The sequence below is a fragment of the Kitasatospora sp. NPDC023120 genome, from assembly GCF_055560835.1.
This window is the reverse complement of sequence record NZ_JBVHHY010000002.1, coordinates 264,812-291,314: the sequence shown is the minus strand read 5'-3', so window position 1 is coordinate 291,314 and position 26,503 is coordinate 264,812. Positions and strand designations below refer to the sequence as shown.

Genomic DNA, 26,503 nt, shown 5'->3' with positions numbered 1-26,503 from the left:
ATCTGCTCGGTGGTCATCGGCGACTCCAGCGCTGGCGGAGGGGCGGGGAGGTGAGTGCGGTGGCCGCGACGGCGGCCAGCAGGGCGGCGGCGGTTCCGGCCACCACGGGGGCAGCGGCACCGAACCGCCCGTTGGCCAGCGCGGCGACGGCGCCGGCGGCGACGGCGCCACCCTTGGAGACGAGTTCGAGGGTGCCGAACATCCGGCCGGGCGGGCGGCCCTTGGCGGCCCCGGCGGCGAGTACGGCGAGGCAGACGAGGCCCAGGGTGAGCCCGGCGCCGAGCAGCAGCCGGACGGCGATGAACACGGGCAGTGAGTACGCGACGGCGTGTCCGGCCAGACCGAGCGCAACGAGGCCGAAGCCGAGCGCCATGCCGGTGTGCGGGCGGGAGTTGAACGCCGTGTGGGTACGGGCGGCGAACACCAGGTAGCACAGGTGCGGCAGGGCGAACAGCGCACCGGTGGTGGTGCCGTCCACACCGGGCAGGCGTTGCTCGGCGAGGGCGATGAGGTACGGGAAGGAGATCACCGTCGCGAAGACGAAGGCGAACTCGAAGACGTAGAGCGTCAGGAGCGGCGCCGTGGTGGTCCGCCCTGGGACCGGTCCCGCGGTCGCCACCGGGGCCTCGGGGCACTCCGGTTCGGGCAGCAGTGAGAAAAACACCGCTGCCGCGAGCGGGAGTACGGCCATCACCAGGTACTGGCGGTGCGGGTCGATCCAGGGAGAGAGCGCCCCGACCAGGATCGGCGCGGCCACCAGGGCCGCCCGCGCGCTGCCCTGCATCAGGGTGAGCGCACGGGAGAGCCGGGACCCGTCGAGCGCGGCGGCCAGGTAGCCGTTGGTGGCGGCGAAGGTGCCGCCGAGGAAGCCCTGGAAGACCAGTGCCAGTGTGAAGGCGGGCAGGCTGTCGGCGGCTCCGGCGAGCAGGAAGGAGACGGTGAGCCCGAGTTGGGCGCGCAGCAGCAGTCGCTTGCGGCCGAAGCGGTCGGCCAGTCGGCCCCACAGCGGCGCACCGAGCCCGCTGAACACCGTCGGCACGATGTACAGCACGCCGGCCCACCGGGCCTGCGGGTCGCCGAGCGCGGGCAGGATCGCGGTCAGGTACGGCGGCAGGCCGAGCGCGGCGAAGGAGGCGACGAAGTAGCAGGCCGCGACGGCGTGCACCTGGCGTCTGCCGAGCCCGCCGGGGTGCGCGGCTGCGGGCGACGACTGCTGCGGCAGGGTCTCCACGGTCATCGGGCGGTCCCGTCTGCGGGTGTCGCGTCGGTGACGGATCCGGGCAGTCGGTCTGGCAGCCGCTCGGGGAGCTGCTCGGGGAGCCGGTCGGCGAGCCGGTCGGCGAGCCGGTCGGCCGGGTGGTCGCGCAGGTAGTTGGGTCCGCTGGTGTAGTGCTTGTTGATGTCCGCGGCGCCCGAGCGCTGCTTGCTGAGCAGCGTCCCGGCGGTGACCATGGCCTTGACCGGCAGGCGCTCGGCGTCCAGCAGCGCCGCGCGCAGCGGCTCGCCGACCGGGCCGAGCCGTTCCACGGCCTCCGCCGTGCGCTTGCGCAACAGGGCGAGGGCGTCCGGGAGTTCGGCCAATCCATGGTCGGCGAGGCCGAAGGCGAGTGCGCCGGTGCACAGGTGGCCGGTGATGGTGGCGAAGAGGTCGACGAGGGCCCGGTCGTCGTCGCCGAAGATCCGAGCGTCGTCGAAGTCCTCGACGGCCGGGGCGAGTTCGCCGAGCGTGGCGGTCATCCGGGCGGTGTGCACCCGCGGGCCGTCGTCGTCCTTGTAGAGCAGCCGCAGGCCGTCCCGGTCGAGGACCAGCGAGGTGTTCTGCTGGTGCGACTCCAGGGCGATTCCGTAGCCGAACAGCGTGGCCTGCCAGTCCAGCAGCAGCTCCAGCAGGGCGTCGTAGCAGGCCAGGACGTCCCCGCCGTGGTAGCGGTCGGCGAGGTGGCCGACGACCGGGCGGCCGTCGGGCGCCTGGGCCAGCAGGGCGGCCAGCGGGACGGTCGACGCCTGCTCCAGCCCGGCCGGGTAGCGGCGCAGCAGGACGGCCAGCAGCTCGTGCCCGGCGTGCGCCCAGGTCTGCTCGTCGGCGTGCAGGATCCGCTCGGCGAACCGCAGCTCGCGCTCCAGCACGGCCTCGATCAACCGCTGGCCGGCCGCGCCGTCGCGCAGCGTGCCGGGCTTGATGGTGCGGCGGTTGAGACGGCCCAGGGTGGCGGTGGCGAGCGGGAGTTTGAGGTGGCAGGTGGGGTCGTCGGCGACGGCGACGGTGCGCATGGACAGGGTCGGCACGACGGTCAGGTACGGCCGCTCGGCGAGCACCGCGCGCCCGGCCAGACCGGTGGCGGCCAGCGCCTCGTCCAGCGGCGCGCCGACGGTGAGCGGGTGGACCGGCAGGGTGGTCCAGCCGTCGCCCGGGCACCGGTCGGCGATGCCGAGCCAGGCCGGGGTGGGCCACCAGCTCGGCAGCGGCTGCTCGCCGTGGACGGTCAGTTCCCCGGCCGGCACGGCGAGCCAGCGCAGCTCGAAGGCCGGGTGGAACTCTGGTGCATAGGAGCGCAGTTGGGGCTCGGTGAGGCCGGAGCGGCCGCGTGCGGTCGGGTAGACCGGGTGGTCGAGGTAGGCGGCGAGGGTGTCGTAGCCGAGTGCGGCGGCGGGGCCGGTCCAGTCGGCCGGATCGGCGCCGTACAGGTCGGTCAGCCGCTCGTGCACCTCGGCGCGGGCGTGCTCGTGCAGCTCCATGGTGGCGAGGGTCTGCCGGCATTCCTCGGCGAAGGCCGCCCAGCCGGGCCGGTCCTCGGCCTCGGCCGGCTCGGCGAGGGCCGAGACGACGGTGACCGGGCCGGTGAGGCGGCGCCCGTCGAGCTCCAGCAGCGGCAGCCGGGCGGCGTACTCGCACTGGAAGCCCTCCGGGGCCACCGGCAGGGCGAGCCGCGCCTCGGCGACGGTCAGCCAGGGGCCGTCCGGGCGGTCCTCCACGGTGCCGCGGGTGCGCAGCCCGAGGACGTCCTCGCGCAGCAGGGAGGAGAGCACCCGCAGGGTGAGTCGATCGGCGACGGTGGTGGCGGCCGCGGGGTGGGCCTGGACGGATGCGGGGCGGTCTCCGGAGGTGGTCACGGGGTGATTTCCCAGCGGTTGGCCGCGAGGAAGCGGGCGACGGCGGCGTCCACTGCACCCTGGTCGGTGCCGACGGCCCAGATGACGCCCAGGTAGTCCCGGTTGGTGCGGTAGTGCTCGTGGCGTTCGCCGAGCGGGCGCAGCGGGCGGTAGGCGAGCCTGACGCCGTCGCGGTCCTCGTCGTAGGCGCCCGGGGCGGCGGTGAGGATGCCAGCGCGGTCGGCGCAGATCAGCTCGTTGCGGGCCCGACGTGGGGTGGAGGCGCACCGTTCGGTCAGGTCGGCGGGCAGCTCGCGGCCCAGGTGGACGCCGAGGACGAGCTCGAACAGGGGGATGTCGAGGATCTCGGCGAGCATCAGGTCGCACTGGTCGCCGATGGCACGGTAGTTGACCTCGATGATGCGGGCGCGACCGTCCGGCTGGAGCACAAACTCCGTGTGGCAGATGCCGAACCCGACGCCGAGTGCGTCGAGTTGGGCGATCACCTGCTCGACCACGGGCTGCGGGTGGGCTGGGACGAAGGTGAGCAGCTCCTCGATGAAGTCCGGCGGCGGGGAGAGCCGGGTGCGGAATCCGCCGAGGACGTGTCGGCGGCGGCCGTCGCCGAGGGTCTCCAGGGTGTACAGCTGCCCGTCCAGGAACTCCTCTACCACCAGGGTGGCGTCGGCCCTGCGGTGCTGGATCTCCTTGCAGCGCTGGGCGAGTTCGGCGGCGTCGGTGACCAGAGTGACGTCCTCGCTGGCCACCCCCTCGCGCGGCTTGACCACGCAGGGGAACGGCGGGTCCAGCTCGGCCGGGTCCTGTCCGGGGGCCAACTCGGCGGACCACACCGTGTCCTGGCCGGTCAGCGTGAGGTGGCGGCGCAGCTGGCCCTTGTCCTTGGCGCGTAGCGCGGCCTTCCAGTCCTTGGCCGGGAGGCCGAAGTACTCGGCGGCCAGGGCGGTCTGGGTCTGCAGGTGGTCGCTGTTGCTGAACACCGCGTCGGGTGCGTGCTCCGGCGAGGCGAGGCCGCGACGCGAGATCAGGCTGACGACGGCGCGGAAGTCGCGGACGTCGCACTCCAGGACCTCGGGCGCGGCGAAGGGGAGCGCGGCGTAGGCCAGCCGGTGGGGTTCGGCGTGGTCGGTCAGGACGGTGACGTCGAGCCCGAGTCGGGCGGCGGCGGGCAGGAAGCCGTCGGTCACCGAGTCGGTGGGGTTCAGGGCGAGCAGGTAGAGCCGCATGGGGGGGTCCTCGGGGGCGGGCGGGGGCGGGGGCGATGGGAGAGGGTGGGGGAACGGATGACAGCTGACAGAATTCGAAAGCTGTCATCTGTCATCTGTCATCCGGCGACTGCCGGCGGTCGGCCGTCGGCTGTCAGCCGTTCACCGGCGTTCGCGGGACGACTACTTGGGCGCGTCCACGCCCGTGGCCTTGGCGATGTCGACGAGCATCGCGTCGGCGGCCTGGACGCCGATGCCGGACATCCAGGTCTCGTCCGGGACGTTGAACACCTTGTTGTTCTTCACGGCGTTCAGGCCCTGCCAGACCGGGGTCTGCTGGACCTCGCTCTCCTTGGTCTTGCTCGGGTCGTCCGCGGTGGTGACGAAGACCAGGTCGGCGTCGGCCTGGTTGATCTGCTCGGCGCTGACCTCGAGGATGTTCTGGTCCACGTCCTGCGAGGCGGGGCGGGTCAGGCCGACGTCCTTGAGCACCACGCCGCTGTAGGAGGACTTGGCGTACAGGCGGGTCGGGCCGGCCACGAAGCGGACCACCGACGCGGTCGGCATGGTGCCGTTGTACTTGGCCTTGATCTCCTCGCCGAGCTTCTTCGCCCGCGCCTCGTAGTCGGCGAGGGCCTTCTTCGCCTCGTCCTCCTTGCCGAGCGCCTGGGCGTACAGCGCCAGGTTGTCCTTCCAGGGGAACCCGGTGGTCTCGGCCAGCACGGTCGGGGCGATCGCGTTCAGCTGGGAGTACACCTTGGCGTGCCGGACCTTGGAGGAGAGGATCAGGTCGGGCTTGAGGGAGGCGATCAGCTCCAGGTTCGGCTCGTTCATCGGGCCGACGTCCTTGGTGTCCTTGATCTTGTCCTTGAGGTAGTTCGGGAACCCGCCCTCGGTCTTCATGTGCGGGGACACCGCGCCGACCGGCGTGATGCCGAGCAGCGTGACGTCGTCCAGCTCGCCGCTGTCCAGGACCACGACGCGCTTCGGCCGGCTCTTGAGCTCGGCCGTGCCGGCGGCGTGCTTGACGCTGCGCGGGAATCCGGCGGCGGTGCCGGCCGAGGCGGAGGACGCGGAGTCGCCGCCCGACGTGGCACCGTCCCCACTGCTGCCGCAGGCGGCGAGCAGGGTGGTCGAGAGGGCGACGGCGAGGACGGCGACGGGGAGTCGGCGGTTCATCGGGGGTTCCTTGGGTCGGGTCGAACAGGGGGACGGGAAAGGGAAGTTCAGAGCCCAGCGGAGGCCGCGGAGGCAGTGGAGGCCGCGGCGGCAGGCGAAGCAGCGGGGGAGGCCGAGGCTCCGGAGCCGCGCACCCGCGCCCGCGGCACGACCAGCGGCGTGCCGGTCTCCGGATCGGGCACGACCTGGCACGGCACCTGGAAGACGGCCTCCACCAGCTCCGCCGTCAGCACCTCCGACGGCGGACCGGCGGCCGCGAGCCGTCCGTCCTTGAGCACCACCAGGTGGTCGGCGTACCGGGCGGCCTGCCCGAGGTCGTGCAGCACCATGACGACGGTGCGTCCGGCCTCGGCGTGCAGGTCGGCCACCAGATCGAGCACGTCGAGCTGGTGGCGCAGGTCCAGGAAGGTGGTCGGCTCGTCGAGCAGCAGCAGGTCGGTCTCCTGGGCGAGCGCGAGCGCGATCCAGACCCGCTGGCGCTGCCCGCCGGAGAGCCGGTCGACCTGCCGGTCGCGCAGCTCGGCGGTGCCGGTGCGCGCCAGCGCCTCCTCGACGGCTGCCTGGTCGGCCTTGGACCACGGGCTGAGCATCCGCTGGTGCGGGTAGCGTCCGAGCCGTACCAGCGCTTCGACGGTGACCGCCTCCGGGGTGACCGGCTGCTGCGGCAGCAGGCCCATCCGCTTGGCGAGTGCCCGGGCGGGCATCCGGTGGATGTCCGCGCCGTCCAGGGTGACGGTCCCGGTGGCCGGGTCGAGCAGCCGGACCAGCCCGCGCAGCAGGGTCGACTTGCCGCAGGCGTTCGGCCCGACGATCGCGGTGACGGCGTTGCCGGGCAGCTCGAGGTCGAGCGCCTCGACGATGGTCCGGTCGCCGTAGCGCAGGCCGAGGCCCCGGGCGGCGAGCCGGTTCGCGGCCGCGCCGGAGGTCGCGCCGGGGCTGGTCGGGCTTCCGGTGGGGGTCCGGACGGAGGTCATCAGTTGCTCCTCTGGGGAAGCCGGCCCTGGCGGATCATCAGCACCAGGAGCCAGGGCGCGCCGAGGGTGGCGGTGACGGCACCGACCGGCAGGCCGTGGACGGGGATCACGTGGAGCACCAGGAGGTCGGCGGAGAGCAGCAGCACGGCGCCGGTGAGCGCGGTGAGCCCGAGTGTGCCGAGGGTGGGCGGCCCGGCGAGCAGCCGGACCAGGTGCGGGACGGCGAGGGCGACGAAGGCGACCGGTCCGGTGAGGGCGGCGGCCAGCGAGGCGAGGGTGATGGTGAGCAGCAGCAGCCAGAGCCGGTCGCGGGCGGGGTTGAGGCCGAGGCCGCCGGCCGAGTCGTCGCCGAGGTCGAGCACGGCGACCCGCCGCTGGCAGAGCAGCACGGCGGTGGCGGTGAGCGCGATGGCGGTGCCGCCGATCCACACCTCGGTCCAGTTGCGGCCGTAGAGCGAGCCGGTGGTCCACTGCAGCGCCGAGGAGGCCAGCTCGGCCGGGAACCGTACGATCATCAGGTTCACGGCGGCGGCCAGACCCTGCTGCACCGCCAGGCCGACCAGCACCAGCCGGGTGACGGCCAGCTTGGAGCGCCAGGCGAGGCCGCCGAGCAGCAGCGCCGCGAGCAGCCCGCCGCCGACCGCGGCCAGCGGGATCAGCTGCTGGGAGGCGCCGGTGGCGAGCATCAGGACCGCGCCGAAGGAGGCGCCGCCGGTGATGCCGATGGTGTCCGGCGCGGCCAGCGGGTTGCGGAACAGCCGCTGCAGCATCGAGCCGGCCATCGCCAGCCCGGCGCCCGCGATCAGCGCGGAGACGACGCGGGGCGCGCGGAACTGCTGCACCACCAGGACGTTGCCGGGCTCGCCCTGTCCGCAGAGCGCGCGCAGTGCGTCCCAGACGGGGATGTCGAGCTGCCCGGTGCCGAGCGCGATCCCGGTCAGCAGCACCAGCAGCGCGGCGGCGACCAGCGACCAGAGGGCGGTACGGGTCCGATGGCGGGTGAGGGCCCGCGTGGGGAGGGTGAGGGCGGTCACCTGGCCACCTTCCGGGCCAGCACCGCGAGCAGCGGTGCGCCGAGGAACGCGGTGACGATGCCGACCTCGATCTCGGAGGGGCGGACCACCAGGCGGCCGAGCACGTCGGCGGTGAGCAGCAGCAGCGGACCGGCGATCAGGCAGCCGGGCAGCAGCCAGCGGTGGTCGTTGCCGAGCAGCGGGCGGACCAGGTGCGGGGCTGCCAGTCCGATGAACGCCACCGGTCCGGCGACGGCCACCGCGCTGCCCGCGAGCAGGACGACGGCGAGCCCGCCGGCCACCCGGATCCGGGCCACCGGCACGCCCAGCGACTGGGCGGTCTCGTCGCCGAGCGCCAGCGCGTTGAGCGCGGGCGAGATGGCGAGGGCGCCGACCATGCCGAGCGCGAGGAAGGGCAGGACGGGGGTGAGGGTGTCCAGGTGCCGCCCGCCGATCGAGCCGGCCAGCCAGAACCGGGCCTCATCCAGCGTGCGGTGACTGGCCAGCATCAGCGCCGAGGTCCAGGAGGTCAGCACCACGGTGAGCACGGTGCCGCCGAGCGCGAGCCGGACCGGGTCCAGCTCCCCGCCGCGCCGGGACATCGCGTACGCGGAGACGGCGGCGACGGCCGCTCCGGCGAGGGCGAACCAGACGTACTCCATTGGGCGGGAGAGGCCCAGCGTGTAGATCGCGGCGACCACGGCGAGGCTGGCACCTGCGTTGATGCCGAGCGTGATCGGGGAGGCCAGCGGGTTGCGGGTGACGCCCTGGGCCACCCCTCCGGCGACGCCGAGCGCGGCCCCGACGGCCAGTCCGATGAGCGTGCGCGGGACCCGAAGGCCCGTCACGACATCGGCGTCACCGCCGTGGGCGGCGCCGGTGAGGGCGTCGACGACGGTGGACAGCGGGACGGAGCGGGAGCCCAGGGCGAGGCTCAGGGCCGCACACAGCGCGAGCGCGCCCACACCGGCGACCAGCAGCAGAGGCCGCCGGACCGCCGAGGTGCGAGGCAGCGCCGGGGCTGTGGGGGCCGGCGGATCGGTTCTCAGCACGAGACGACATCTTAGGTTAGGTTTACCTAACTTCGTCAAGGTTGAGCTGCTTGGGGCGGTTGGGCCGCTTGGGGCGGTAGGGGCGATTGGACCGATTGAGGTGATTGGACCGGTTGGGCCGGTTGGGCCGCTCGGGCCGGTCGAGGCGGTTGGTCGCCGGGCGGCATGAGTCATTGTAAGGTGAGCCTCACCTTAATCGATCTTATGGAATCGATCTCGGGAGTGTCGATGGTTCCCGGAACACCCCTGTCCGTCGTGCCTCGCGGTGCCCTGCCGTTCGCGGCCTCATCCGCCCTGGTCGGCGACTACCGGCGCCTGCTGGAACTGTGTCCGGTGCTGGAGCTGCGCCTGCTCGACGCCGACGAGCCGGCGCCGTCCGCCGCCGAGGGCTGGTACTCCGGAGCCGAACTCGCCACCGACGAACGGGCCCTGGCCGCCGCGCTGGCCGGCGAGGAGGCCCGCATCGCCGCCGAGCACGGCCGCGCCCCGCGACCGCACGTCACCGCCTCCCGGCTGCTGCACCACTACGTCTGGTCGGCCTGCCTGATCGTGGCCGGCCCCTGGCACCTCGCCCGGCGGGTCCCCGCCGTCGATCCCGCCGACCTCTGGCTGCACGCCCCCACCGGAGCGCTCGCGCTGCGCCCGCGCGGGCACGTGACGCTCCCCGGCGACGACGAGCTCCGCGCCGAGCTGCGGGCGGCCGTCGTCGCGCACATCGAGCCGGTGCTGGCGGCGTTCGCGGCACCCACCCGGCGCCACGACCGCGCACTCTGGGGCATGGTGACGGACGACCTCGCCTCCGCCGTCTGGTACCTCGGCCGGATGCTCGGCGAGCGGGACCCGGCCGTCGCCGCCGCGGAGGAGGACGCCGCCGTCGCCGCCGCCGGGGCCGTCCTGCCCGGTGGCACCCAGCCGCTCCCGGGCGCCGCCGACTTCCGCCGCCTGCACACGCCCGACGGGCGCGCCCACCACACCCGCACCCGGCTCGGCTGCTGTCTCTACTACGCCGTCAAGCCCGCGGCCGTTGCCTGCCTGACCTGCCCGCGGACCTCCGACGAGGAACGGCGGCGGCGGCTCTGACCCGCGCGTCCGAACGGCATCGCGGGGCGGAGCGGCCCGCCGGCGGCAGGGTCCGCGTCCGATCTGTTGTTCTCCGGTTCATCGTCCGGACGACAGGAATTCGGACGCAGGAGTGGCGGGGCGGACAACGTCGGTAGCCTGAAGGGGAGTCGGGCCGCGTCGCGAGGGGCATCGGGGGAACGGGGCCGAGCGGATCCAGGGGGCTGTACGTGCACACCATGCAAGGCAAGCGGGGGAAGCAGACCGAGCCGGGACTGCGGAGTGTCCAGGAAGCCATCGCCCGGGCATTCGCCGAGTGCACGCCCGGCGGAGTGCGCGCGGGCGAACTCGACCGCGACGGACGGGCGTTGCGCTGGGTGGAAGCGGGGGAGGGCGGCGCCGCGCCGGTGGTCCTGATCGCGGGCTGCGGCACCTCGTCGCTCAGCTGGACCCCCGTACTGCCCGAACTCGCCCGGCACGGACGGGTGGTGGCGTACGACCGGGCCGGACTCGGCGCCAGCGATCCCGACGGCGACACCGGCCGGGCCGCCGGGCCGACGTTGGACGGCCAAGTCGAGGACCTCGCCGCCCTGGTGAGCCGTCTGGAAGCCGGACCGGTCGTCCTGGTCGGCCACAGCTGGGGCGGGCAGCTGGCCCAACTCCTCGCCTGGCAGCGGCCGGACTTGGTGACAGGACTCGTCCTGGTGGACCCGGCGCACGAGGAGTTCCAGCCGGCCGCCGTCCGCGCCGCCGAAGCCATGCTGAACCGGCTGTGGCTGCTCCGTACGGCGCTGATCGCGTCGGCGTCGGGGGCCGCGGCGCACGCCAGTTCGTCACCCGGAGCGGCGGATCCGCTCGCCCGGGGCGAGGCGGCCGTGGTCGCGCACCACCACCAGCGGTGGACCGTCCTGGCCGAGAACCGGCTGACGACCGTCGTCGCCCCCGAGATCCGGCGGCGCCGCTCCGCCGCGCGGCTGCCCGAGGTGCCGGTCGCCGTCCTGAGCGCGACCGAGGGGCTGCCCCGGGCGATGCGCTCCCGCTGGACGGCCCTGCAGTCGCAGATCGCCTCCCGTGCGACCAGGGGAACGCACGTCGTGGTGTGCGGCGCAGGGCACGCCATCCATACCGACCGGCCGAGGGCCGTCATCGCGGCCGCCCTGGAGGTGTCCGACCACGCCCGATACCTCCGGGAAACCTGACAGTTGTGCTCAATTCCTTTGCGCGTCCGGGCGGCTGAGGTTGTGACACGCTCTGGCACACTGTGTGCCGACGACCCGTCGGGGAGGGTCACGACACACCGGGGGGACCGGGGTATGAGCGGGGCGGGCACCGTGCTCGGCGGACGGTACAGGCTGGTCGAGCGGATCGGCGGCGGGGCGATGGGCTCGGTCTGGCGGGCTGAGGACACCGTGCTGGCGCGGCAGGTGGCGGTCAAGATCCTGCGCTCGGAGCTGTTCGAGGACGACACCGCCACCCAGCGGTTCCGCCGGGAGGCCCAGCTGGTCGCCGCGGTCGACCACCCCGGCGTGGTGGACGTCCACGACTACGGCGAAAGCGGCGGCGCGGACGGCGAGAGCGGCGGCGCGGACGGCGGTGAGCGCTGCGCCTACATCGTCATGGAGCTGATCGACGGCCGCCCGCTGGACCGGGTGCTCGAAGAGACCGGCCCGATGACCGCCGAGCGCGCCCTCGCCCTGGTGGCCGGCGCCCTGGACGCGCTGCACGCCGCGCACCGGCGGGACATCGTGCACCGGGACATCAAGCCCTCCAACCTGATGGTGCGCACCGACGGCCGGGTGGCCATCACCGACTTCGGCATCGCCCGGGCGATCGCCAGCACCAAGCTCACCGCCCCGTTCGCGATCATCGGCACCGCGCTCTACATGTCCCCGGAGCAGGCCGAGGGTTCGACCCTCGGACCGGCCACCGACCTCTACTCGATCGGCGTGGTCTGCTACGAACTGCTGGTCGGCCAACCGCCGTACTCCGGCGACGGACCGCTGCAGATCGCGCTCAAGCACGTCAACCAGCCGGTGCCGGAGCTGCCGGAGACCTTCCCGGCGGCCGTCCGGGCGCTGGTCGCCAGGGCGCTGGCCAAGCCCGAGGACCGGTTCGCGGACGCCGCCGAGATGGCGGCCGCCGCCCGCGCGGCGCTCGAGGGCGCCGAGGCGGGCGCAGGTTCCGAGGCGGGCGCGGGTTCCGAGGCGGGCACGGGTCCCGAGGGCGCGGGTTCCGAGGGCGCGGGCGGGGGGAAGTCCGGGGCGGCCGACAGCCGGACGATCGCCCTCCGGCCCGGCACGGACTCAGCGGCCGAGGAGGCGGAAGCCGAAGGGGCGAAAGCCAAGGGGCAGGAAGCCAAGGGCGGTGCGGCCAAGGCCGCCGCCGTGGTCGTTCCCGCCGTGGTCGACACCCCCTCGCCCGACGACGAGGTCGCGAAGGTGCGACCGCAGGCGCAGACCGAGCCCGGCCGGCGCCGGTCGCGGCGCGGCCTGCTGGTGCCCGTGATCATCCCCGTCGTCATCTCGGCGGGCACCGCGACCGCCCTGCTGATCGACCGCAGCCCCGGCGGCTCCGACGCGGTCGTGCCGCCCGCCGCCCGGCCGACCGTGGTGGTCACCGTCCCCGCGAGCCCGGCCGGAGGCACCCCGGTGGCCGCGACCACCACCGCGCCCGTCACCCCGCCGCCGACCGACACCCCGGCGGCCACCCCGAACCCCGAGCAGCCGGCCCCGGGCGGTACCGGTGGCGGTGCGGGCGGGGGCACTGCGGGCGGCGCCCGAACCGGCGGTGCGGGTACGACCTCCGGCGGCGGCACGTCCACCGGCGGGTCCACGGGCGGCCAGGCGAACCAGCCCGGAGGCGCCGCCGGCGGCAACCCGCCGGCCCCACCCGCCAATCAGAACCCGCAGCCGCCGGCCCAGACCCCGGCCGGGGGGTCCACCCCGGCGCCGCAGAGCCCCAGCCGTCCCGCCTCCTGCGGTGGCAGCAGCTGGACCACCATCGTCAACGTGAGGGACAACCGCCCGATCGGGCTGCGCAATGACAGCCTGAACGGCGACAACCCGATCGTGCTCGGCGGCGCCTCGCAGTACGGCTGGGTGCGTTCCACCGACCCCGGTTCGTGGATCCATTTCAACGCCTGCAACAACGGCGGACCGGCACTCGTCCAGACCTCGGACGGGAAGGTCGTGGCCACCACCGGGTTCAGCTACCTCACCAGTTGGACCGTCCGCAACGGCTCCACCGCGGGTTCGTACACGCTGGCCGACTACATGAACTCGATCTGCATGACCAGCAACGGCCCGGGCAACGCGGTCACCATGGTCGCCTGCACCCAGGGCAACACGAGCCAGGAGTGGCGGTTCCAGTAGCGGTGGCGCGTGCCTGTCCGGCGGACCTTGTCGGCGGATCTTGTCGGCGGACCTTGCCGCCCCGCCGAGATCCGTCGGCCGGGCTTTAGCAGGCGCCCGGGCGGCGGACAAGGGTTCCGGGTGGCGGAACCCCGCCACCGGGTCGTCAAGGAACCGTATGGAGACTTCTACACAGATGTAAAAGTCGCTCCCCGGTCGATCGAGCCCGCCCGCCGGACCGGCGTTCGGCGGGCGGACGGCTGTCGGTGCAGGTCGTCGAAGTCGGACCGAGTGGCGACGGCTTGCGGGATGCGGTGAATTGCCCCGATTCCCCAGCCGCTTGAAGGTTCTTCACCTGATGGCGGGACCTGGCCAACTCCTGAAGCGGACCTGTCATTTCTCCTGTCGCATTGTCATGATTCTGGTCATCCCCCAGCGGTAGCCCCCACCCCCACCCCTTGGTGGCGAGCCGCTCGACTGCACGGGATTTCAGCACGTCAGCGCCCGTTCCGCCCCACAGGTGCCGACCCGGCCCCCGGGACGCGGCGCGACCGCGCCCACACGCGGTTTCCCGGAAGGACTCGTACGTGAAGCGAAAGCTCGCGGCTGTCGCCGTACTCTCGGCCACGGCCCTGCTGACCGGTGTGATCCAGGTGAGCACCGCCGCCCAGGCCGCCCCCACCCCCTCGCTGCAGGCGCAGGCCGCCCAGCAGCACGCGACCGCGCTCGCGGTGGCGAGCGGCCAGGCCGGCCCGCTCGCCAAGGCGCTCGGTCTCGGCGACAAGGAGCAACTGGTCGCCAAGGACGCCGTGGTGGACCGTGACGGCACCCGCCACCTGCGCTTCGAGCGCACCTACGCCGGCCTGCCGGTGATCGGCGGCGACCTGGTCGTCCACCAGAAGGCTGACGGTGCCGTGAAGTCGGTCTCCAAGGCGGTCTCCGCGCGGATCGCCCTGCCGAGCACGACCCCGAAGGTCCCGGCCGACCAGGCCGCCGCGCAGGCCACGGGCGCCGTCAAGGCCAACGTCGGGGTGACCCTCGACGCCGACCAGTCCCCGCTGGCCGACGTCCACCAGACCGGCTCGGCCCAGCTGGTGGTCTGGGCCACCGACGGCAGCCCCCGTCTCGCCTACCGCACCACCGTCGAGGGCGTGCGCGCCGACGGCACCCCGAGCAGCCAGGTCCTGGTCACCGACGCCGCGACCGGCGCGGTGCTCTCCACCCACGAGAAGGTGCAGACCGCCTCCGGCACCGGCAACGGCGTCTTCGTCGGCCAGGTCCCGCTGACCACCGCGCAGAGCGGCGGGAAGTACCAGCTCAAGGACGACACCCGCGGCGGGCAGTCCACCACCGACATGAAGAACGGAACCTCGGGCAGCGGCTCGCTGTTCGCCAACACCAGCAACCGGTTCGGCGACGGCACCGCCGCCAACCGTGAATCCGCCGCCGTGGACGCCCAGTTCGGCGCCGCCACCACCTGGGACTTCTACAAGAGCACCTTCAACCGCAGCGGCATCCGCAACGACGGCGTCGGCGCCCTCAGCCGGGTGCACTACGGCTCCAACTACGTCAACGCGTTCTGGAGCGACGACTGCTTCTGCATGTCGTACGGCGACGGCAGCGGCAACGCCGCCCCGCTCACCGAGATCGACGTGGCCGGCCACGAGATGACCCACGGCGTCACCGCCGCGACCGCCAACCTGAACTACTCGGGTGAGTCCGGCGGCCTCAACGAGGCCACCTCGGACATCATGGGCACGATGGTCGAGTGGCACGCCAACCTGCCCTCCAACCCGCCGAACTACTGGATCGGCGAACTGATCAACCTGAACGGCAACGGCACCCCGCTGCGCTACATGGACCAGCCGAGCAAGGACGGCCAGTCCGCCGACTACTGGGATGCCAACGTCGGCAACCTGGACGTCCACTTCTCGTCCGGCGTGGCGAACCACTTCTTCTACCTGCTGGCCGAGGGTAGCGGCGCGAAGAGCATCAACGGGTTCGACTACAACAGCCCGACCTACGACAACTCCACGCTCGCCGGCATCGGCCGGGACAAGGCCGCGCAGATCTGGTACAAGGCGCTGACCACGTACTTCACCTCCACCACCGACTACGCGGGCGCCCGTGCGGGCACCCTCAGCGCGGCGGCGGACCTGTACGGCGCGGACAGCGCGGAGTACAACGCGGTCGCCGCCACCTGGACGGCGGTCAACGTCAACTGAGCCAGCGGGCACGCCGAACGAGGCCCCGCCGGGTCGTGGGTGCCGGCCGGTAGGGCCTCGTGAGCGGCGGGGGAGACGGTGCGCGGACCGCCGTCACCCCCGCCGCTCATCGACATCCGGCGGAATCCGGGCGGTATTTGACTTTGCGTCAGACCGATCGGCGGTTCGCCTCGTACCGGTCCTGGGCGGCGAGGACGGTGTCGCCGTGGACGGCGGCCCAGGCGCCGAGCGCGCGGATCGGGCCGAGCACGGCTGTGCCCGCCTCGGTGAGGGTGTAGTCGACCCGGGGCGGCGCCTCCAGCTGACAGCCGACGGGTGACAGCGAACGGATGACAGTTTTCAACATCTGTTCGCTGTCATCTGTCACCTGTCACCTGTCGTCGGTCAGCTGTCATCCGTCTTCTGCCATCCCTCGTCCGTCACCCCGGCACCAGGTCCCTGCGGATCTCGTCCAGGACCAGGCCGGCCCCGGTGTACCCGATGCCGAGCATCCACAGGTTGTCGTCCACCCGGAACACCCGCCCGTTGCGGACGGCGTCCAGGTTCTTCCACAGCGCGCCCTCGGTGATCCTCCCCTGGTCGGACTTGGCGGCGTCCCCGTACAGCGAGTAGAAGATGACGTCGGCTGCCGCCTGGTCCACCTGCTCCGGGCTGATCTCCATCGAGAAGCCGGGCTTGTCCTGGTTGGCGGGCCGGCCGAGCCCGAGGTCCTTGAAGAGCGAGCCGACGAAGGTGTCGTTGAGGTACAGCCTGGTCGGCGCGCCCGCCAGGAAGCGGGCCATCTCGACCCGGGTGGCAGCGGCCTTGGCGGGGCCGCCGAGCGCGGTGACCAGCTCCCGCAGCCTGGTCCGGTACGCGGCGTCCGCCGCCTCGGCCTCGGCCTGGCGGCCCAACGCCTCGGCGTGCAGCCGGACGTTCTCCTTCCAGGTCGGCCCGGTGGTCTTGGAGAGCACGGTCGGCGCGATCTTGGACAGCTCGTCGTACCGCTTGTCGTCGCGGACCTGGTTGCTGAGGATGAGGTCCGGCCGCAGCGCCGCGATCGTCTCCAGGCTGGGCTGGCCGATCGTCCCGACCGCCTTGGTCCCGGCCAGCCGCTCGGCGGGGAGGTAGCTCGGGAAGGGCGCGCCCGCGCTGACGGTGGTGGCGCCGACCGGGGCGAGGCCGAGGGTGACCACCGAGTCCAGCGCGTCCGTGTCCAGCACCACCACCCGACCCGCCCGCGCCGGTACGGTGCTCTCGCCGCGCGCGTGCCGGACGGTGCGGATGGAGCCGCTGCCGGACGAACCGGCCGTCGGAGCGGGGGAGCCGGATCCGCAGGCGGCGAGCGCCAGGCCCGGGGCGAGGCCGGCGGCGAGGGCGAGCGCGGAGCGGCGGCTGAGGGGTCTGGGCATCGACGGAACCTCCGACGTACGGGCGGGGCGCGGGAATCCCTGCCCGCACGGCCACCCGGTTACGCCTCGTACCGCAGGGTGCGTTACGGCCCCGAACCGCAGCGGGCCCGCTACGCCTCGGAGCCGTTCTCCCGTCGCTGGCGCAGGAGTTGGTCGTACTCGGCGTGCACCCGGCGGTCCATCGCGAGGGTGAACTGGGCGTCGGCGACGGTCCGCGCCAGCGGCCGCACCCGCAGGATGCGCTCGGTGAGCCGGGCCGCCTCGCCGGGCGGCAGCGGGGTGTCGGCGGCCAGTGCGCTGAGCACGTGCTCGGTGACCACCTCGATGAAGATCTCGGCGATGGCGTCCACGTGCTCCCGGGTGCGCCGGCTGGCGTCGAGGACCGCCGAGAGCGGCACGCCCTCCGCCACCAGCTCGGTGGTGGCGTCCATCAGGCGGCGGCTGACGTGGGTGATCCCGTCGTCCTCGACGGTGATGTAGCCCTGCTCGATCGACTCGGCGGTGTTCTCCTCGGTGAGCTGGTCCCCGAAGGCGGCCTTCAGCTCCTCCCAGTCCAGGCGCACCGGCGTCTCGTCCGACCAGGGGGCGACGATCGCGGCCTCCAGCCCGATCAGGTCCGCGACGTCCCGTCCGCTCTCGCCGGCGCCGATCAGCTCGGCGATGCCGCCCAGGGTGTGGCCGCGTTCCAGCAGCTCGCCGATCATCCGCAGCCGGGCCAGGTGCTCCTCGCCGTACCAGGCGATCCGACCCTCCTTGCGGGGCGGCTGGAGCAGTTTGCGCTCGCGGTAGAAGCGCAGGGTGCGGGTGGTGATACCGGCGGCTTCGGCCAGTTCCTCCACCCGGTACTCGCGTTTTCTGTCGCCCGCAGCAGCTCTGACCTTGTCCACGGCGATCAGCATAGGTCCGGTGGCTCGGATGGCTCCCGGAATCGGGGCTGTCGCGCTTCTTCCATCCGGTGTCAGCAAGGGCTACCCTGCCAACCATGCCAGTGATTACTGGCGCGATTGGCAGGGTTCCGGGCAGGTCCCGGAGAGCGCGATGATCACCGCCCCACCCTCAGGAGGAGGCCGCATGGCATCCAGCAGCAAGCGCCCCCGCCCCGGCGCGACCGCGACGTCCGGCACGACCGAGGCCCGCACGGCGGACGCCCGCCCGGCGGACGAGGCCGCCCCGCACGTCCGGGTGGCGGTGATCGGCTCCGGCTTCGGCGGCCTCGGCGCCGCGGTCCGGCTGCGCCGCGCCGGGATCACCGACTTCGTGGTCCTCGAGCGCGCGGACTCCGTCGGCGGCACCTGGCGCGACAACGGCTACCCCGGCTGCGCCTGCGACGTGCCCTCGCACCTCTACTCCTTCTCCTTCGCGCCCAACCCCGACTGGCCGCGCAGCTTCTCCGGCCAGCCGGACATCCGCGCCTACCTGGAGAAGGTCGCCACCGTCTTCGGACTCCGCCCCCACCTGCGCTTCAACACCGAGGTGCTGGAAGCGCGTTGGGAGAGCGACGCGACCCGCTGGCGGATCACCACCTCGGCCGGGCAGTGGACCGCCGACGCCGTCGTCTCCGCGGCGGGCCCGCTCGCCGACCCGCAGATCCCCAACCTGCCCGGACTGAGCGGCTTCTCCGGCAAGGTGTTCCACTCCTCCCGCTGGGACCACGACTTCGACCTCACCGGCAAGCGCGTCGCCGTGGTCGGCACCGGCGCCTCCGCCGCCCAGATCATCCCGTCGATCCAGCCCGGGGTCGGCAAGCTGACCGTCTTCCAGCGCACCCCGGCCTGGGTCCTGCCGCGCCGCGACCGCGAGATCACCCAGCTGGAGAAGTGGCTGCACGGCCGCCTGCCGGTCACCGCGAAGATCCGCCGCGGCACCCTCTTCGCTCTGCGCGAGCTCCAGGTGGACGCCTTCGTCCGCCGTCCCGGACTGCTGCGCCTCGTCCAGCAGCTCGCCGAACGCCACATCGCGCAGGGCGTCCCCGACCCTGCGCTGCGCGCCAAGCTCACCCCGGACTACCGGATCGGCTGCAAGCGCATCCTGCTGAGCAACACCTACTACCCGGCGCTCGCCGCGGCCAACACCGAGGTCGTCGCCTCCGGCCTGCGCGAAGTGCGCGGCTCCACGCTGGTCGCGGCCGACGGCAGCGAGCACGAGGTGGACGCCATCGTCTTCGGCACCGGGTTCCACGTCACCGACATGCCCATCGGTGCCCGGGTGTTCGGCGTCGACGGCACCAGCCTGGCCGAGGAGTGGAAGGGCGGCATGGAGGCGCTGCGCGGTTCGACCGTGCGCGGCTTCCCGAACCTCTTCTTCGTCATCGGCCCCAACACCGGTCTCGGCAACAGCTCGATGATCCTCATGATCGAGTCCCAACTGAACTACATGATCGACGCGTTGACCACGCTCGGCTCGATCGGTGCCGCCGCGATGCAGCCGACCGCACGCGCCCAGCGGCAGTGGAACCTCGAACTGCAGCACCGGATGGACCGCACCGTCTGGACCACCGGCGGCTGCCTCAGCTGGTACCTCGACCCGAGCGGCAAGAACACCGTGCTCTGGCCCGGCTCCACCACCTCGTTCCGCCGCGCCACCCGGAAGGTGGACCTCGGCGAGTACGAGCTGATCATGCGCGCCGCACCGGCCGCCGTCCGTACCGTCCAGGAGGTTTCCGCGTGACCGGCGTCCACCTGCCCGCTGAGTACGAACCGCCGATGCCGGTGGAGGAGTTGAGCGTACGCTCGGCGGACGGCATCCGGTTGCACGTCGAGGTGCACGGCCAACCCGGGGCCCCCACCGTGGTGCTGTCGCACGGCTGGACCTGCTCGACCGCCTTCTGGGCCCCGGTGATCCGCGAACTCTCCGACCGCTACCGGGTGGTGGCCTACGACCAGCGCGGTCACGGGCACAGCGAGGTACCGCCGAGTCGGGCCCGCTACTCGACCCGGGCGCTCGCCGACGACCTGTCCGCCGTGCTCGCCCGGACCGTCCCGGCGGGGGAGCGGGCCGTACTGGCCGGGCACAGCATGGGCGGGATGACCATCATGGCCGCGGGTGGCCGCCCCGACGTGGCCGAGCGCACCGCCGCCGCCGTCCTGATCTCCACCGGGCCGAGCGAGTTGGTGGCCGAGCTCACCGTCCTGCCCCCGGGTGTACGCTCCCCGGGCCTGCGCCGGTTCCTGCACCGGCAGCTGCTGCGCTCCCGGATGCCGCTCGGACCGGTCTCGCCGGTCAGTCGGGTGGCGCTCAAGTACGCGACCATGGGCCCGGGTTCGCCTGCCGGGCAGGTCGAGGCGACGGCCCGGATCGTGCACGCCTGCCCGACCGCCGTCCGCGCCAACTGGGCCGCGGTGCTCGACCGGCTGGACGTCCGCGCCGGGCTCGCCCGGCTCGCCGCGCCCACGGCGGTCGTGGTCGGCACCGAGGACCGGCTGACCCCGCCCGTGCACGCGCACCGGATGGTCGCCGAACTCAAGGACCCGCAGGGTCTGTTGCTGCTGCCCGGGGTCGGGCACATGTCGCCGCTGGAGCGCCCGGAGGAGGTCGCCGCGGAGATCCACCGGATGGCCGCCGAGCACCTGGTCGGCACGCCGGTCGCCGCCGTTCCCGCTCCGGCCGCAGCGGCCGGCTCCACCGCCGGCTCCACGGCCGGCCCCACCGCCGGCTCCACCGTTGACGGCACGGCTGACAGTGCCGTCGATTCCACCGACGAGAGGACCGCCGTCGCATGAACGCCATCCCGCCGTTGTCCGCGCAGGTCGTCGTCGTCACCGGGGCCGCCCGCGGGGTCGGCGCCTCGCTGGCCCGCAAGCTCGCCCGGCGCGGGGCCAAGGTCGCCCTGCTGGGGCTGGAGCCGGAGGAGTTGAAGGCCGTCGCCGCCCAGTGCAGTCCGAACGCGACCAGCTGGGAGGTGGACGTCACCGACCTCGACGCGCTCGACGACACCGCCCGCCGGATCAAGGAGCACTACGGGCGGATCGACACCGTCGTCGCCAACGCCGGGATCGCCATCGGCGGACCGCTGGCGGACAGCGACCACCGGGCGTTCAGCCGGGTCATCGAGGTCAACCTCCTCGGCAGCGTCGCCACCGCCCGGGCCTTCCTGCCCGCGCTCGCCGAGAGCCGCGGCTACCTGCTGCAGATCGCCTCGCTGGCCGCGCTCACGCCCGCACCGCTGATGAGCGCGTACTGCGCCAGCAAGGCCGGGGTGGAGGCCTTCGCCCACTCGATCCGCGCAGAGGTCGCCTACCAGGGGGTGAAGGTCGGTGTCGGCTACCTGAGTTGGACCGACACCGACATGGTGCGCGGTGCCGACGAGGACACCGTGCTGAAGCAGATGCGGTCCCGGCTGCCGTGGCCGGCGAACAAGACGTACCCGCTGGAGCCCGCGGTCGAGCGGATCGTCGCCGGGATCGCCCGCCGGTCCGCCCACGTGTACGCCCAGGCCTGGCTGCGCGGCATGCAGCCGGTCCGCTGGGTGCTGCCGAGCCTGATCGCGGTGGTCGGCTCCCGGGACGTCGCCCGCCTCGCCCCCCAGCTCGCCGCTACTGCCGCGAGCCGTCTGCGCGCCGTCGGCGCCGGAGGCGCGGCGGACACGGCGGCCCGGGGGAGCCACAGCGGCTCGGGCGGCTGACAGGCGACAGCTGACCGCCTGGCGTCTGACGTCTGACGTCTGACGTCTGACAGGCGACAGATAACAGCTGACAGATGACAGATTTCGAAATCTGTCATCTGTCAGCTGTGCGCCGCCCCCCGCCCGCCACCGTCCACGATCCGAGCCAGCGTCTCCAGAGCCCGCGCCAGCACCGGCAGCGGTGGCGATGCCAGCCCGACGCGGACGGCGGACGGCGAGCGCCGCGGGTCCACGGCGAACGCCGTCGCGGGTGTGAGCGAGATCCCGGCGCTCGCAGCCGCCGCGACGAAGGCCTCCGCCCGCCAGGCCCCCGGCAGCTCCCACCACAGGTAGTACGAGCGCGGGTCGGACCGCAGCCGCTGCCCCGCCAGCACCTCGCGCGCCAGCAGCTGCCGGGCCGCCGCGTCGGCCCGCTTCGCCGCCTCGACCGCCGCCAGCCCGCCGTCCCCGATCCAGCGCACCGCGGCCTCCAGTGCGAAGCCGCTCGGCGTCCACCCGCCCGAGCGCAGCGCGCCCGCCACCCGCTCGCGCAGCCCGCCCGGCACGACCGCGAACCCGGTGGTCAGCCCGGGGGCCAGCCGCTTGGACAGGCTGTCCACCAGGACGGTGCGCTCCGGCGCGAGCGCGGCCAGCGGCGGCAGCTCCGGCCGGAGGAAGGACCAGATGGCGTCCTCGACCACCGGCAGGTCGAGCCGCCGCAGCTCCTTCGCGAGCGCCGCCGCCCGCTCGGGCGGCAGGCTCACCCCGAGCGGGTTCTGCAGCCGAGGCTGCAGGTACACGGCACGCAGCGGAGCCGTCCGGTGGGCGGTCGCGACGGCGTCCGGAAGCAGCCCGTCCTCGTCCACCGGCAGGGGCACCAGCCGGATGCCCAGTCGCTCGGCCGCCGCCTTGACCACCGGATAGGTCAGCTCCTCCACCCCCAGCCGCTGCCCGGGCGGAACCAGCGCGGAGAGCGCCCCCGCGATGGCCTGCCGCCCGTTGCCCGCGAACAGCAGGTCCGCGGCACCGACCTCCCAGGAGTCGTTCGAGAGCAGCCCGGCGAAGGCCCGCCGCGCCGCACCCGTCCCGGCCGCGCCGATCGGCCGTAGCGCGTCCCCGAGCGCGTCCGGGCGCAGCAGCGGCGCGAGTCCGCCCGCCAGCAGCTCGGCCTGCCCGGGGACCACGGGGTAGTTGAGCTCCAGGTCGACGGGCGCGGCGGCCGGCTCGGAGAGCGCGACCGGTCCGCCGTCCGCCCCGCGTCCGGCCCGTACGAAGGTCCCGCGCCCGACCTCCCCGACGGTCAGCCCGCGGCGGGCCAGTTCCCGGTAGACGCGCCCCGCCGTCGAGTCGGCGATGCCCCGGCTGCGGGCGAAGGCGCGCTGAGTGGGCAGCTGCTGGCCGGGTCGCAGCCGTCCGTCCGTGATGTCGGCGGCGACCTGGTCGGCGATCAGGCGGTAGTCGTCCATCGGCATCGATCCCCTCACGCGAAGCGGTGTCGCACCCACCTGGCGCCGTACCCGGTGGGCGCCGCACCGGGTAGCTGCCGCGCCCGGTCGGTGCCGCACCCTGAAGCACATTGCACCGAGTGCAAAGTCATCATTGCATCGAGGTAGCCGCCCGTCCTAGCCTCCCACCATGGACACGCTGACATCCGCCGTGGACGGCCACGCCCTGCTCGGGATCGCCGCCGTGGCACTGGGCATGGTGCTGTCGCCGGGGCCCAACATGATCTACCTGGTCTCCCGCTCGATAGCGCAGGGCCGCCGCGCCGGGCTGGTCTCGCTGCTCGGGGTCGCGACCGGCTTCCTGGTCTACCTCGTGGCCGTGACGGCCGGGGTGGCCGCGGTGTTCTCGGTGGTGCCCGCCCTCTACACCGCGATCAAGCTGGCCGGCGCCGGCTACCTGCTCTGGCTGGCCTGGAAGGCGGTCAAGCCCGGCGGCACGGCGGTCTTCGCCCCGCAGCAGCTGCCGCCGGACCCGCCGCGCCGCCTGTTCACGATGGGCTTCCTGACCTGCCTGCTCAACCCCAAGATCGCCATCATGTACATCTCGCTGCTGCCGCAGTTCGTGGCACCGGAGCGCGGCCACGTGGCCCTGCAGAGCCTGGTGCTTGGCCTGACCCAGATCACGATCGCGATCACCGTCAACGGCCTGATCGCGATGAGCGCGGGCAGCATCGCCGCCTTCCTCAACCGCCGCCCGGCCTGGCTGCGCATCCAGCGCTACGTGATGGGCACCGTCCTCGCCGGCCTGGCGGTGCACATCGCCGCCGACCGCGCCAAGGCGGTGGCCGTCTGACGCGCACTGCCCGGGGCCTGCCCGGCGGCTCCTGCCGGGCCCGGCACTGAGTAAGCATCAGATGCGCCTCCTCGTCTGGATTTCACCGTCCGGTCGGGCGGCGCCCCTCTCCGACACTGCGGGTGCGATCTAACCCCTGCATCCGCAACCCCCTGAGCCGGGACGTTGCACTCGGTGTGGGCTCGACTCCACCGAGTCGGTACGGTCGGGGGTATGACCACAGCCTTGATCACCGGCGCGACCGCCGGCATCGGAGCCGCATTCGCCCGCCGGCTCGCCCGTAGCGGTTACCAGCTCGTCCTGGTGGCGCGGGACACCGCGCGACTCGAGCGCGCCGCCGCCGACCTGCACGGAAAGTACGGCGTCGAGACGGAGGTGCTGACCGCCGACCTCGCGACCGACGAGGGCATCGGCGCCGTCGAGGCCCGGCTCGCCGATTCCGCCCGCCCGGTGGACCTCCTGATCAACAACGCCGGCTTCGGCAACAAGGGCGCGTTCGGGACCGTCCCGCTGCAGGACGAGCTGGACATGCTGAAGGTGCACATCGAGGCGATCCTGCGACTGACCACGGCCGCGCTCCCCGGCATGCGCGAGCGCGGGCGGGGTGCGATCGTCAACGTCGCCTCGGTGGCGGCCTTCCTGCCCCGCGGCACGTACGGGGCGAGCAAGGCCTGGGTGGTCAGCTTCACCCAGGGCGTGCTGCGCGACCTCGGCGGCACGGGCGTGCGGATGATGGCGCTGTGCCCGGGCTTCACCCGCACCGAGTTCCACGAGCGGGCGGGCATGGGCACCGGCAACATCCCGGCCTGGTCCTGGCTCTCCGCCGAGCGGGTGGTGGACGAGGCGATGCGCGACCTGGCCCGCGGCCGGTCGTTGTCCGTGCCGGGCAAGCGGTACAAGCTCGCGGTGGCGATCGCCCGGGTGCTGCCGTCCGGCAAGCTCGGTGGCCTCTCCTCCAAGGCGGCGCGCACGTACCGCACCGACTGACGGTCGGGGCGGGGCCTCCAGGGCGGCCGGGGGCGAGTTCCCGGACGGTCGGCGGGCGGTCGGCAATGGCAAAGGTATCTCACTATTAGCTTGTCTAACTATGAGCTATCCTCGCAATGCTGACCCGCCCGCCCGACCATCCGACCCGCCCGCCCGACCCACCCAGGGAGGCCCGCCCTTGAGGCCCGCAGCGATCGACTGGACCCCGCCCGAGCGCGCCGAGGGCGAGCCCCGCCCGCCCGCCGAGTGGCGGCGCATCCTCGCGCTCTTCCGCCCGTACCGCGGCCGCCTTGCCGCCGTCGGGCTGCTGGTCGCCGCCTCCGCCGTGGTCTCGGTCGTCTCGCCGTTCCTGCTGAAGGCCGTCCTGGACACCGCGATCCCGCAGGGCCGGACCGGGCTGCTCAGTCTGCTGGTGCTCGGGATGATCCTCACCGCCGTGGTGAACAGCGTCTTCAACGTCCTGCAGACGCTGATCTCCACCACCGTCGGCCAGCGCGTGATGCACGACCTGCGCACCGCCGTCTACGAGCACCTGCAGCGGCAGTCGCTGGCCTTCTTCACCCGCACCCGGACCGGCGAGGTGCAGTCCCGGATCGCCAACGACATCGGCGGCATGCAGTCCACGGTGACGTCCACCGCGACCAGCCTGGTCTCCAACCTCACCGCGGTGGTCGCCTCCGTCGTGGCGATGGTCGCCCTCGACTGGCGGCTCACCGTCGTCTCCCTGGTCCTGCTCCCGCTGTTCGTCTGGATCAGCCGCCGGGTCGGCCAGGAGCGCAAGAAGATCACCACCGAGCGGCAGAAGCAGCTGGCGGCGATGAGCTCGGCGGTCCAGGAGTCGCTCTCGGTCAGCGGCATCCTGCTCGGCCGCACCATGGGCCGCTCCGACTCGCTCGCCCGGGAGTTCACCGAGCAATCCGACCGGCTCGCCGACCTCGAGGTCCGGGCCGGCATGGCCGGGCGCTGGCGGATGAACACCATCCAGGTCGTGATGGCCGCGATGCCCGCGCTGATCTACTGGGCGGCCGGGCTGACCTCCGCCGCCGGCGCGCCGATCGTCTCGGTCGGCACCCTGATCGCCTTCGTCACCCTCCAGCTGGGCCTCTTCCGCCCCACCGTGAGCCTGCTGTCCACCGGCGTGGACGTGCAGACCTCGCTCGCGCTCTTCCAGCGCATCTTCGAATACCTCGACCTGCCGGTGGAGATCGCCGAGCCCGCCGACCCGGTCGTCCTGACCGACCCGTGCGGCGAGATCCGCTTCGAGGGCGTCGACTTCCGCTACGACCCCGAGCAGCAGCGCCCGACCCTCTCCGGCGTCGACCTCGAGGTCCCCGCCGGGAGCTCACTGGCCGTGGTCGGCGAGACCGGCTCGGGCAAGACCACCCTCAGCTACCTCGTGCCGCGGCTCTACGACGTCACCGGCGGCCGGGTCACCCTGGACGGCGTCGACGTGCGCGAGCTCTCCTTCGACACCCTGGCCCGCGCGGTCGGCGTGGTCTCCCAGGAGACCTACCTCTTCCACGCCTCGGTCGCCGACAATCTGCGCTTCGCCAAGCCCGGCGCCACCGACGCCGAACTGGTCGAGGCCGCCCGGGCCGCGCAGATCCACCACACCATCGCCGCCCTCCCGGACGGGTACGACACCCTGGTCGGCGAGCGCGGCTACCGCTTCTCCGGTGGCGAGAAACAGCGCCTCGCGCTCGCCCGGACGATCCTGCGCAACCCGCCGGTGCTCATCCTCGACGAGGCGACCAGCGCGCTCGACAACCGCACCGAACGCGCCGTCCAGCAGGCCGTGGACACCCTCGCCGCCGGCCGTACCACCATCACCATCGCGCACCGGCTCTCCACCGTCCGCGCCGCCGACCAGATTGCCGTCCTGGACCACGGCGAGGTGGTCGAACTCGGCACCCACGACGAACTGGTGGAGCTGGACGGCCGGTACGCGGCCCTGCTGCGCCGGGAGGCACCGGAGGCGGCCGCCCTGCCGGGGGCCGCGCTCGGCCGCGTGTGAGCGCCCGGGCGGGCGGTCAGGGGCCCCGGGGCGGTCGGGGGACCCTCG

21 protein-coding genes are annotated in these 26,503 nt (G+C 73.3%); 10 read left to right on the top strand and 11 right to left on the bottom strand.

Going from position 1 to position 26,503, the window contains the following annotated elements; all coding sequences use genetic code 11:
• Positions 1-13: 13 nt before the first annotated feature.
• The 7 genes from ACZ3TI_RS03880 to ACZ3TI_RS03850 form a co-directional block, all read right to left on the bottom strand.
• Complete coding sequence (locus ACZ3TI_RS03880; protein WP_465722956.1) at positions 14-1,237, bottom strand: MFS transporter; 1,224 nt, start codon at positions 1,235-1,237, stop codon at positions 14-16.
• Positions 1,234-3,111 (bottom strand): IucA/IucC family protein, encoded by a 1,878-nt coding sequence (locus ACZ3TI_RS03875; protein ID WP_465722954.1) that lies wholly within the window; start codon positions 3,109-3,111, stop codon positions 1,234-1,236. The genes ACZ3TI_RS03880 and ACZ3TI_RS03875 overlap by 4 nt, the downstream gene beginning before the upstream one ends.
• Positions 3,108-4,334 (bottom strand): ATP-grasp domain-containing protein, encoded by a 1,227-nt coding sequence (locus ACZ3TI_RS03870; protein ID WP_465722952.1) that lies wholly within the window; start codon positions 4,332-4,334, stop codon positions 3,108-3,110. Before ACZ3TI_RS03870 ends, ACZ3TI_RS03875 begins: the two co-directional genes overlap by 4 nt.
• Positions 4,335-4,496: 162 nt before the next feature.
• The gene (locus ACZ3TI_RS03865; RefSeq protein ID WP_465722950.1) at positions 4,497-5,492 is read right to left on the bottom strand and encodes an ABC transporter substrate-binding protein; all 996 of its coding nucleotides are present in this window, start codon (positions 5,490-5,492) and stop codon (positions 4,497-4,499) included.
• Positions 5,493-5,539: 47 nt separating this feature from the next.
• Entirely contained in the window at positions 5,540-6,466 is a 927-nt protein-coding gene (locus tag ACZ3TI_RS03860; RefSeq protein WP_465722948.1) for an ABC transporter ATP-binding protein, read from the bottom strand.
• Positions 6,466-7,500, bottom strand: a complete 1,035-nt coding sequence (locus ACZ3TI_RS03855) for a FecCD family ABC transporter permease (protein ID WP_465722946.1) — start codon at positions 7,498-7,500, stop codon at positions 6,466-6,468. The genes ACZ3TI_RS03860 and ACZ3TI_RS03855 overlap by 1 nt, the downstream gene beginning before the upstream one ends.
• Positions 7,497-8,492 carry a FecCD family ABC transporter permease gene (locus ACZ3TI_RS03850; RefSeq protein WP_465723336.1) on the bottom strand — a complete coding sequence of 332 codons (996 nt, stop codon included), beginning with the start codon at positions 8,490-8,492 and terminating at the stop codon, positions 7,497-7,499. Before ACZ3TI_RS03850 ends, ACZ3TI_RS03855 begins: the two co-directional genes overlap by 4 nt.
• A gap of 294 nt (positions 8,493-8,786) precedes the next feature.
• Here ACZ3TI_RS03850 and ACZ3TI_RS03845 point away from each other — a divergent pair, with 294 nt between their 5' ends.
• The 4 genes from ACZ3TI_RS03845 (at position 8,787) to ACZ3TI_RS03830 (ending at position 15,165) form a co-directional block, all read left to right on the top strand.
• Complete coding sequence (locus tag ACZ3TI_RS03845; RefSeq protein WP_465722944.1) at positions 8,787-9,611, top strand: (2Fe-2S)-binding protein; 825 nt, start codon at positions 8,787-8,789, stop codon at positions 9,609-9,611.
• A gap of 218 nt (positions 9,612-9,829) precedes the next feature.
• Complete coding sequence (locus ACZ3TI_RS03840) at positions 9,830-10,789, top strand: alpha/beta fold hydrolase (RefSeq protein WP_465723334.1); 960 nt, start codon at positions 9,830-9,832, stop codon at positions 10,787-10,789.
• A 114-nt stretch (positions 10,790-10,903) separates the two neighbouring features.
• Entirely contained in the window at positions 10,904-12,961 is a 2,058-nt protein-coding gene (locus ACZ3TI_RS03835; RefSeq protein ID WP_465722942.1) for a serine/threonine-protein kinase, read from the top strand.
• 566 nt (positions 12,962-13,527) lie between these two features.
• Positions 13,528-15,165 (top strand): M4 family metallopeptidase, encoded by a 1,638-nt coding sequence (locus tag ACZ3TI_RS03830; protein WP_465722940.1) that lies wholly within the window; start codon positions 13,528-13,530, stop codon positions 15,163-15,165.
• A 148-nt stretch (positions 15,166-15,313) separates the two neighbouring features.
• Here the strand turns inward: ACZ3TI_RS03830 and ACZ3TI_RS03825 are convergent, their stop codons facing one another.
• The 3 genes from ACZ3TI_RS03825 to ACZ3TI_RS03815 form a co-directional block, all read right to left on the bottom strand.
• Positions 15,314-15,532 (bottom strand): winged helix-turn-helix transcriptional regulator, encoded by a 219-nt coding sequence (locus ACZ3TI_RS03825; protein WP_465722938.1) that lies wholly within the window; start codon positions 15,530-15,532, stop codon positions 15,314-15,316.
• A gap of 52 nt (positions 15,533-15,584) precedes the next feature.
• Positions 15,585-16,556, bottom strand: coding sequence for an ABC transporter substrate-binding protein (locus ACZ3TI_RS03820; RefSeq protein ID WP_465722936.1), 972 nt, complete (start codon positions 16,554-16,556; stop codon positions 15,585-15,587).
• A gap of 110 nt (positions 16,557-16,666) precedes the next feature.
• The gene (locus ACZ3TI_RS03815; protein ID WP_465722934.1) at positions 16,667-17,455 is read right to left on the bottom strand and encodes a MerR family transcriptional regulator; all 789 of its coding nucleotides are present in this window, start codon (positions 17,453-17,455) and stop codon (positions 16,667-16,669) included.
• A gap of 172 nt (positions 17,456-17,627) precedes the next feature.
• On the opposite strand from ACZ3TI_RS03815, the gene ACZ3TI_RS03810 reads away from it, so the two are divergent.
• Genes ACZ3TI_RS03810 through ACZ3TI_RS03800 form a run of 3 tightly spaced genes read left to right on the top strand, consistent with a single transcriptional unit; the run spans position 17,628 to position 21,177 of the window.
• Positions 17,628-19,223 carry a flavin-containing monooxygenase gene (locus ACZ3TI_RS03810; protein WP_465722932.1) on the top strand — a complete coding sequence of 532 codons (1,596 nt, stop codon included), beginning with the start codon at positions 17,628-17,630 and terminating at the stop codon, positions 19,221-19,223.
• Positions 19,224-19,258: 35 nt separating this feature from the next.
• A complete protein-coding gene (locus ACZ3TI_RS03805) occupies positions 19,259-20,275 on the top strand; it encodes an alpha/beta fold hydrolase (RefSeq protein WP_465723332.1) in 1,017 nt (338 codons plus the stop codon).
• Positions 20,272-21,177: an SDR family oxidoreductase gene (locus ACZ3TI_RS03800; RefSeq protein ID WP_465722930.1), complete on the top strand. Its 906-nt coding sequence runs from the start codon at positions 20,272-20,274 to the stop codon at positions 21,175-21,177. Before ACZ3TI_RS03805 ends, ACZ3TI_RS03800 begins: the two co-directional genes overlap by 4 nt.
• 101 nt (positions 21,178-21,278) lie before the next feature.
• On the opposite strand, the gene ACZ3TI_RS03795 is transcribed toward ACZ3TI_RS03800, so the two are convergent.
• Positions 21,279-22,622 (bottom strand): aminotransferase-like domain-containing protein, encoded by a 1,344-nt coding sequence (locus tag ACZ3TI_RS03795; protein WP_465722928.1) that lies wholly within the window; start codon positions 22,620-22,622, stop codon positions 21,279-21,281.
• 169 nt (positions 22,623-22,791) lie between these two features.
• On the opposite strand from ACZ3TI_RS03795, the gene ACZ3TI_RS03790 reads away from it, so the two are divergent.
• From ACZ3TI_RS03790 to ACZ3TI_RS03780, 3 genes are all read left to right on the top strand, one after another.
• Complete coding sequence (locus ACZ3TI_RS03790; RefSeq protein ID WP_465722926.1) at positions 22,792-23,454, top strand: LysE family translocator; 663 nt, start codon at positions 22,792-22,794, stop codon at positions 23,452-23,454.
• Positions 23,455-23,667: 213 nt separating this feature from the next.
• Positions 23,668-24,441 carry an SDR family NAD(P)-dependent oxidoreductase gene (locus ACZ3TI_RS03785; protein ID WP_465722924.1) on the top strand — a complete coding sequence of 258 codons (774 nt, stop codon included), beginning with the start codon at positions 23,668-23,670 and terminating at the stop codon, positions 24,439-24,441.
• Positions 24,442-24,619: 178 nt separating this feature from the next.
• Positions 24,620-26,455: an ABC transporter ATP-binding protein gene (locus ACZ3TI_RS03780; protein ID WP_465722922.1), complete on the top strand. Its 1,836-nt coding sequence runs from the start codon at positions 24,620-24,622 to the stop codon at positions 26,453-26,455.
• Positions 26,456-26,503: the final 48 nt, after the last annotated feature.

Coding starts and splice junctions, on each gene's coding strand:
- ACZ3TI_RS03880 (WP_465722956.1), bottom strand. CDS start 1,237: ATGACCGTGGAGACCCTGCCGCAGCAGTCGTCGCCCGCAGCCGCGCAC.
- ACZ3TI_RS03870 (WP_465722952.1), bottom strand. CDS start 4,334: ATGCGGCTCTACCTGCTCGCCCTGAACCCCACCGACTCGGTGACCGAC.
- ACZ3TI_RS03865 (WP_465722950.1), bottom strand. CDS start 5,492: ATGAACCGCCGACTCCCCGTCGCCGTCCTCGCCGTCGCCCTCTCGACC.
- ACZ3TI_RS03860 (WP_465722948.1), bottom strand. CDS start 6,466: ATGACCTCCGTCCGGACCCCCACCGGAAGCCCGACCAGCCCCGGCGCG.
- ACZ3TI_RS03840 (WP_465723334.1), top strand. CDS start 9,830: ATGCAAGGCAAGCGGGGGAAGCAGACCGAGCCGGGACTGCGGAGTGTC.
- ACZ3TI_RS03835 (WP_465722942.1), top strand. CDS start 10,904: ATGAGCGGGGCGGGCACCGTGCTCGGCGGACGGTACAGGCTGGTCGAG.
- ACZ3TI_RS03820 (WP_465722936.1), bottom strand. CDS start 16,556: ATGCCCAGACCCCTCAGCCGCCGCTCCGCGCTCGCCCTCGCCGCCGGC.
- ACZ3TI_RS03815 (WP_465722934.1), bottom strand. CDS start 17,455: ATGCTGATCGCCGTGGACAAGGTCAGAGCTGCTGCGGGCGACAGAAAA.
- ACZ3TI_RS03810 (WP_465722932.1), top strand. CDS start 17,628: ATGGCATCCAGCAGCAAGCGCCCCCGCCCCGGCGCGACCGCGACGTCC.
- ACZ3TI_RS03805 (WP_465723332.1), top strand. CDS start 19,259: ATGCCGGTGGAGGAGTTGAGCGTACGCTCGGCGGACGGCATCCGGTTG.
- ACZ3TI_RS03800 (WP_465722930.1), top strand. CDS start 20,272: ATGAACGCCATCCCGCCGTTGTCCGCGCAGGTCGTCGTCGTCACCGGG.
- ACZ3TI_RS03795 (WP_465722928.1), bottom strand. CDS start 22,622: ATGGACGACTACCGCCTGATCGCCGACCAGGTCGCCGCCGACATCACG.
- ACZ3TI_RS03790 (WP_465722926.1), top strand. CDS start 22,792: ATGGACACGCTGACATCCGCCGTGGACGGCCACGCCCTGCTCGGGATC.
- ACZ3TI_RS03785 (WP_465722924.1), top strand. CDS start 23,668: ATGACCACAGCCTTGATCACCGGCGCGACCGCCGGCATCGGAGCCGCA.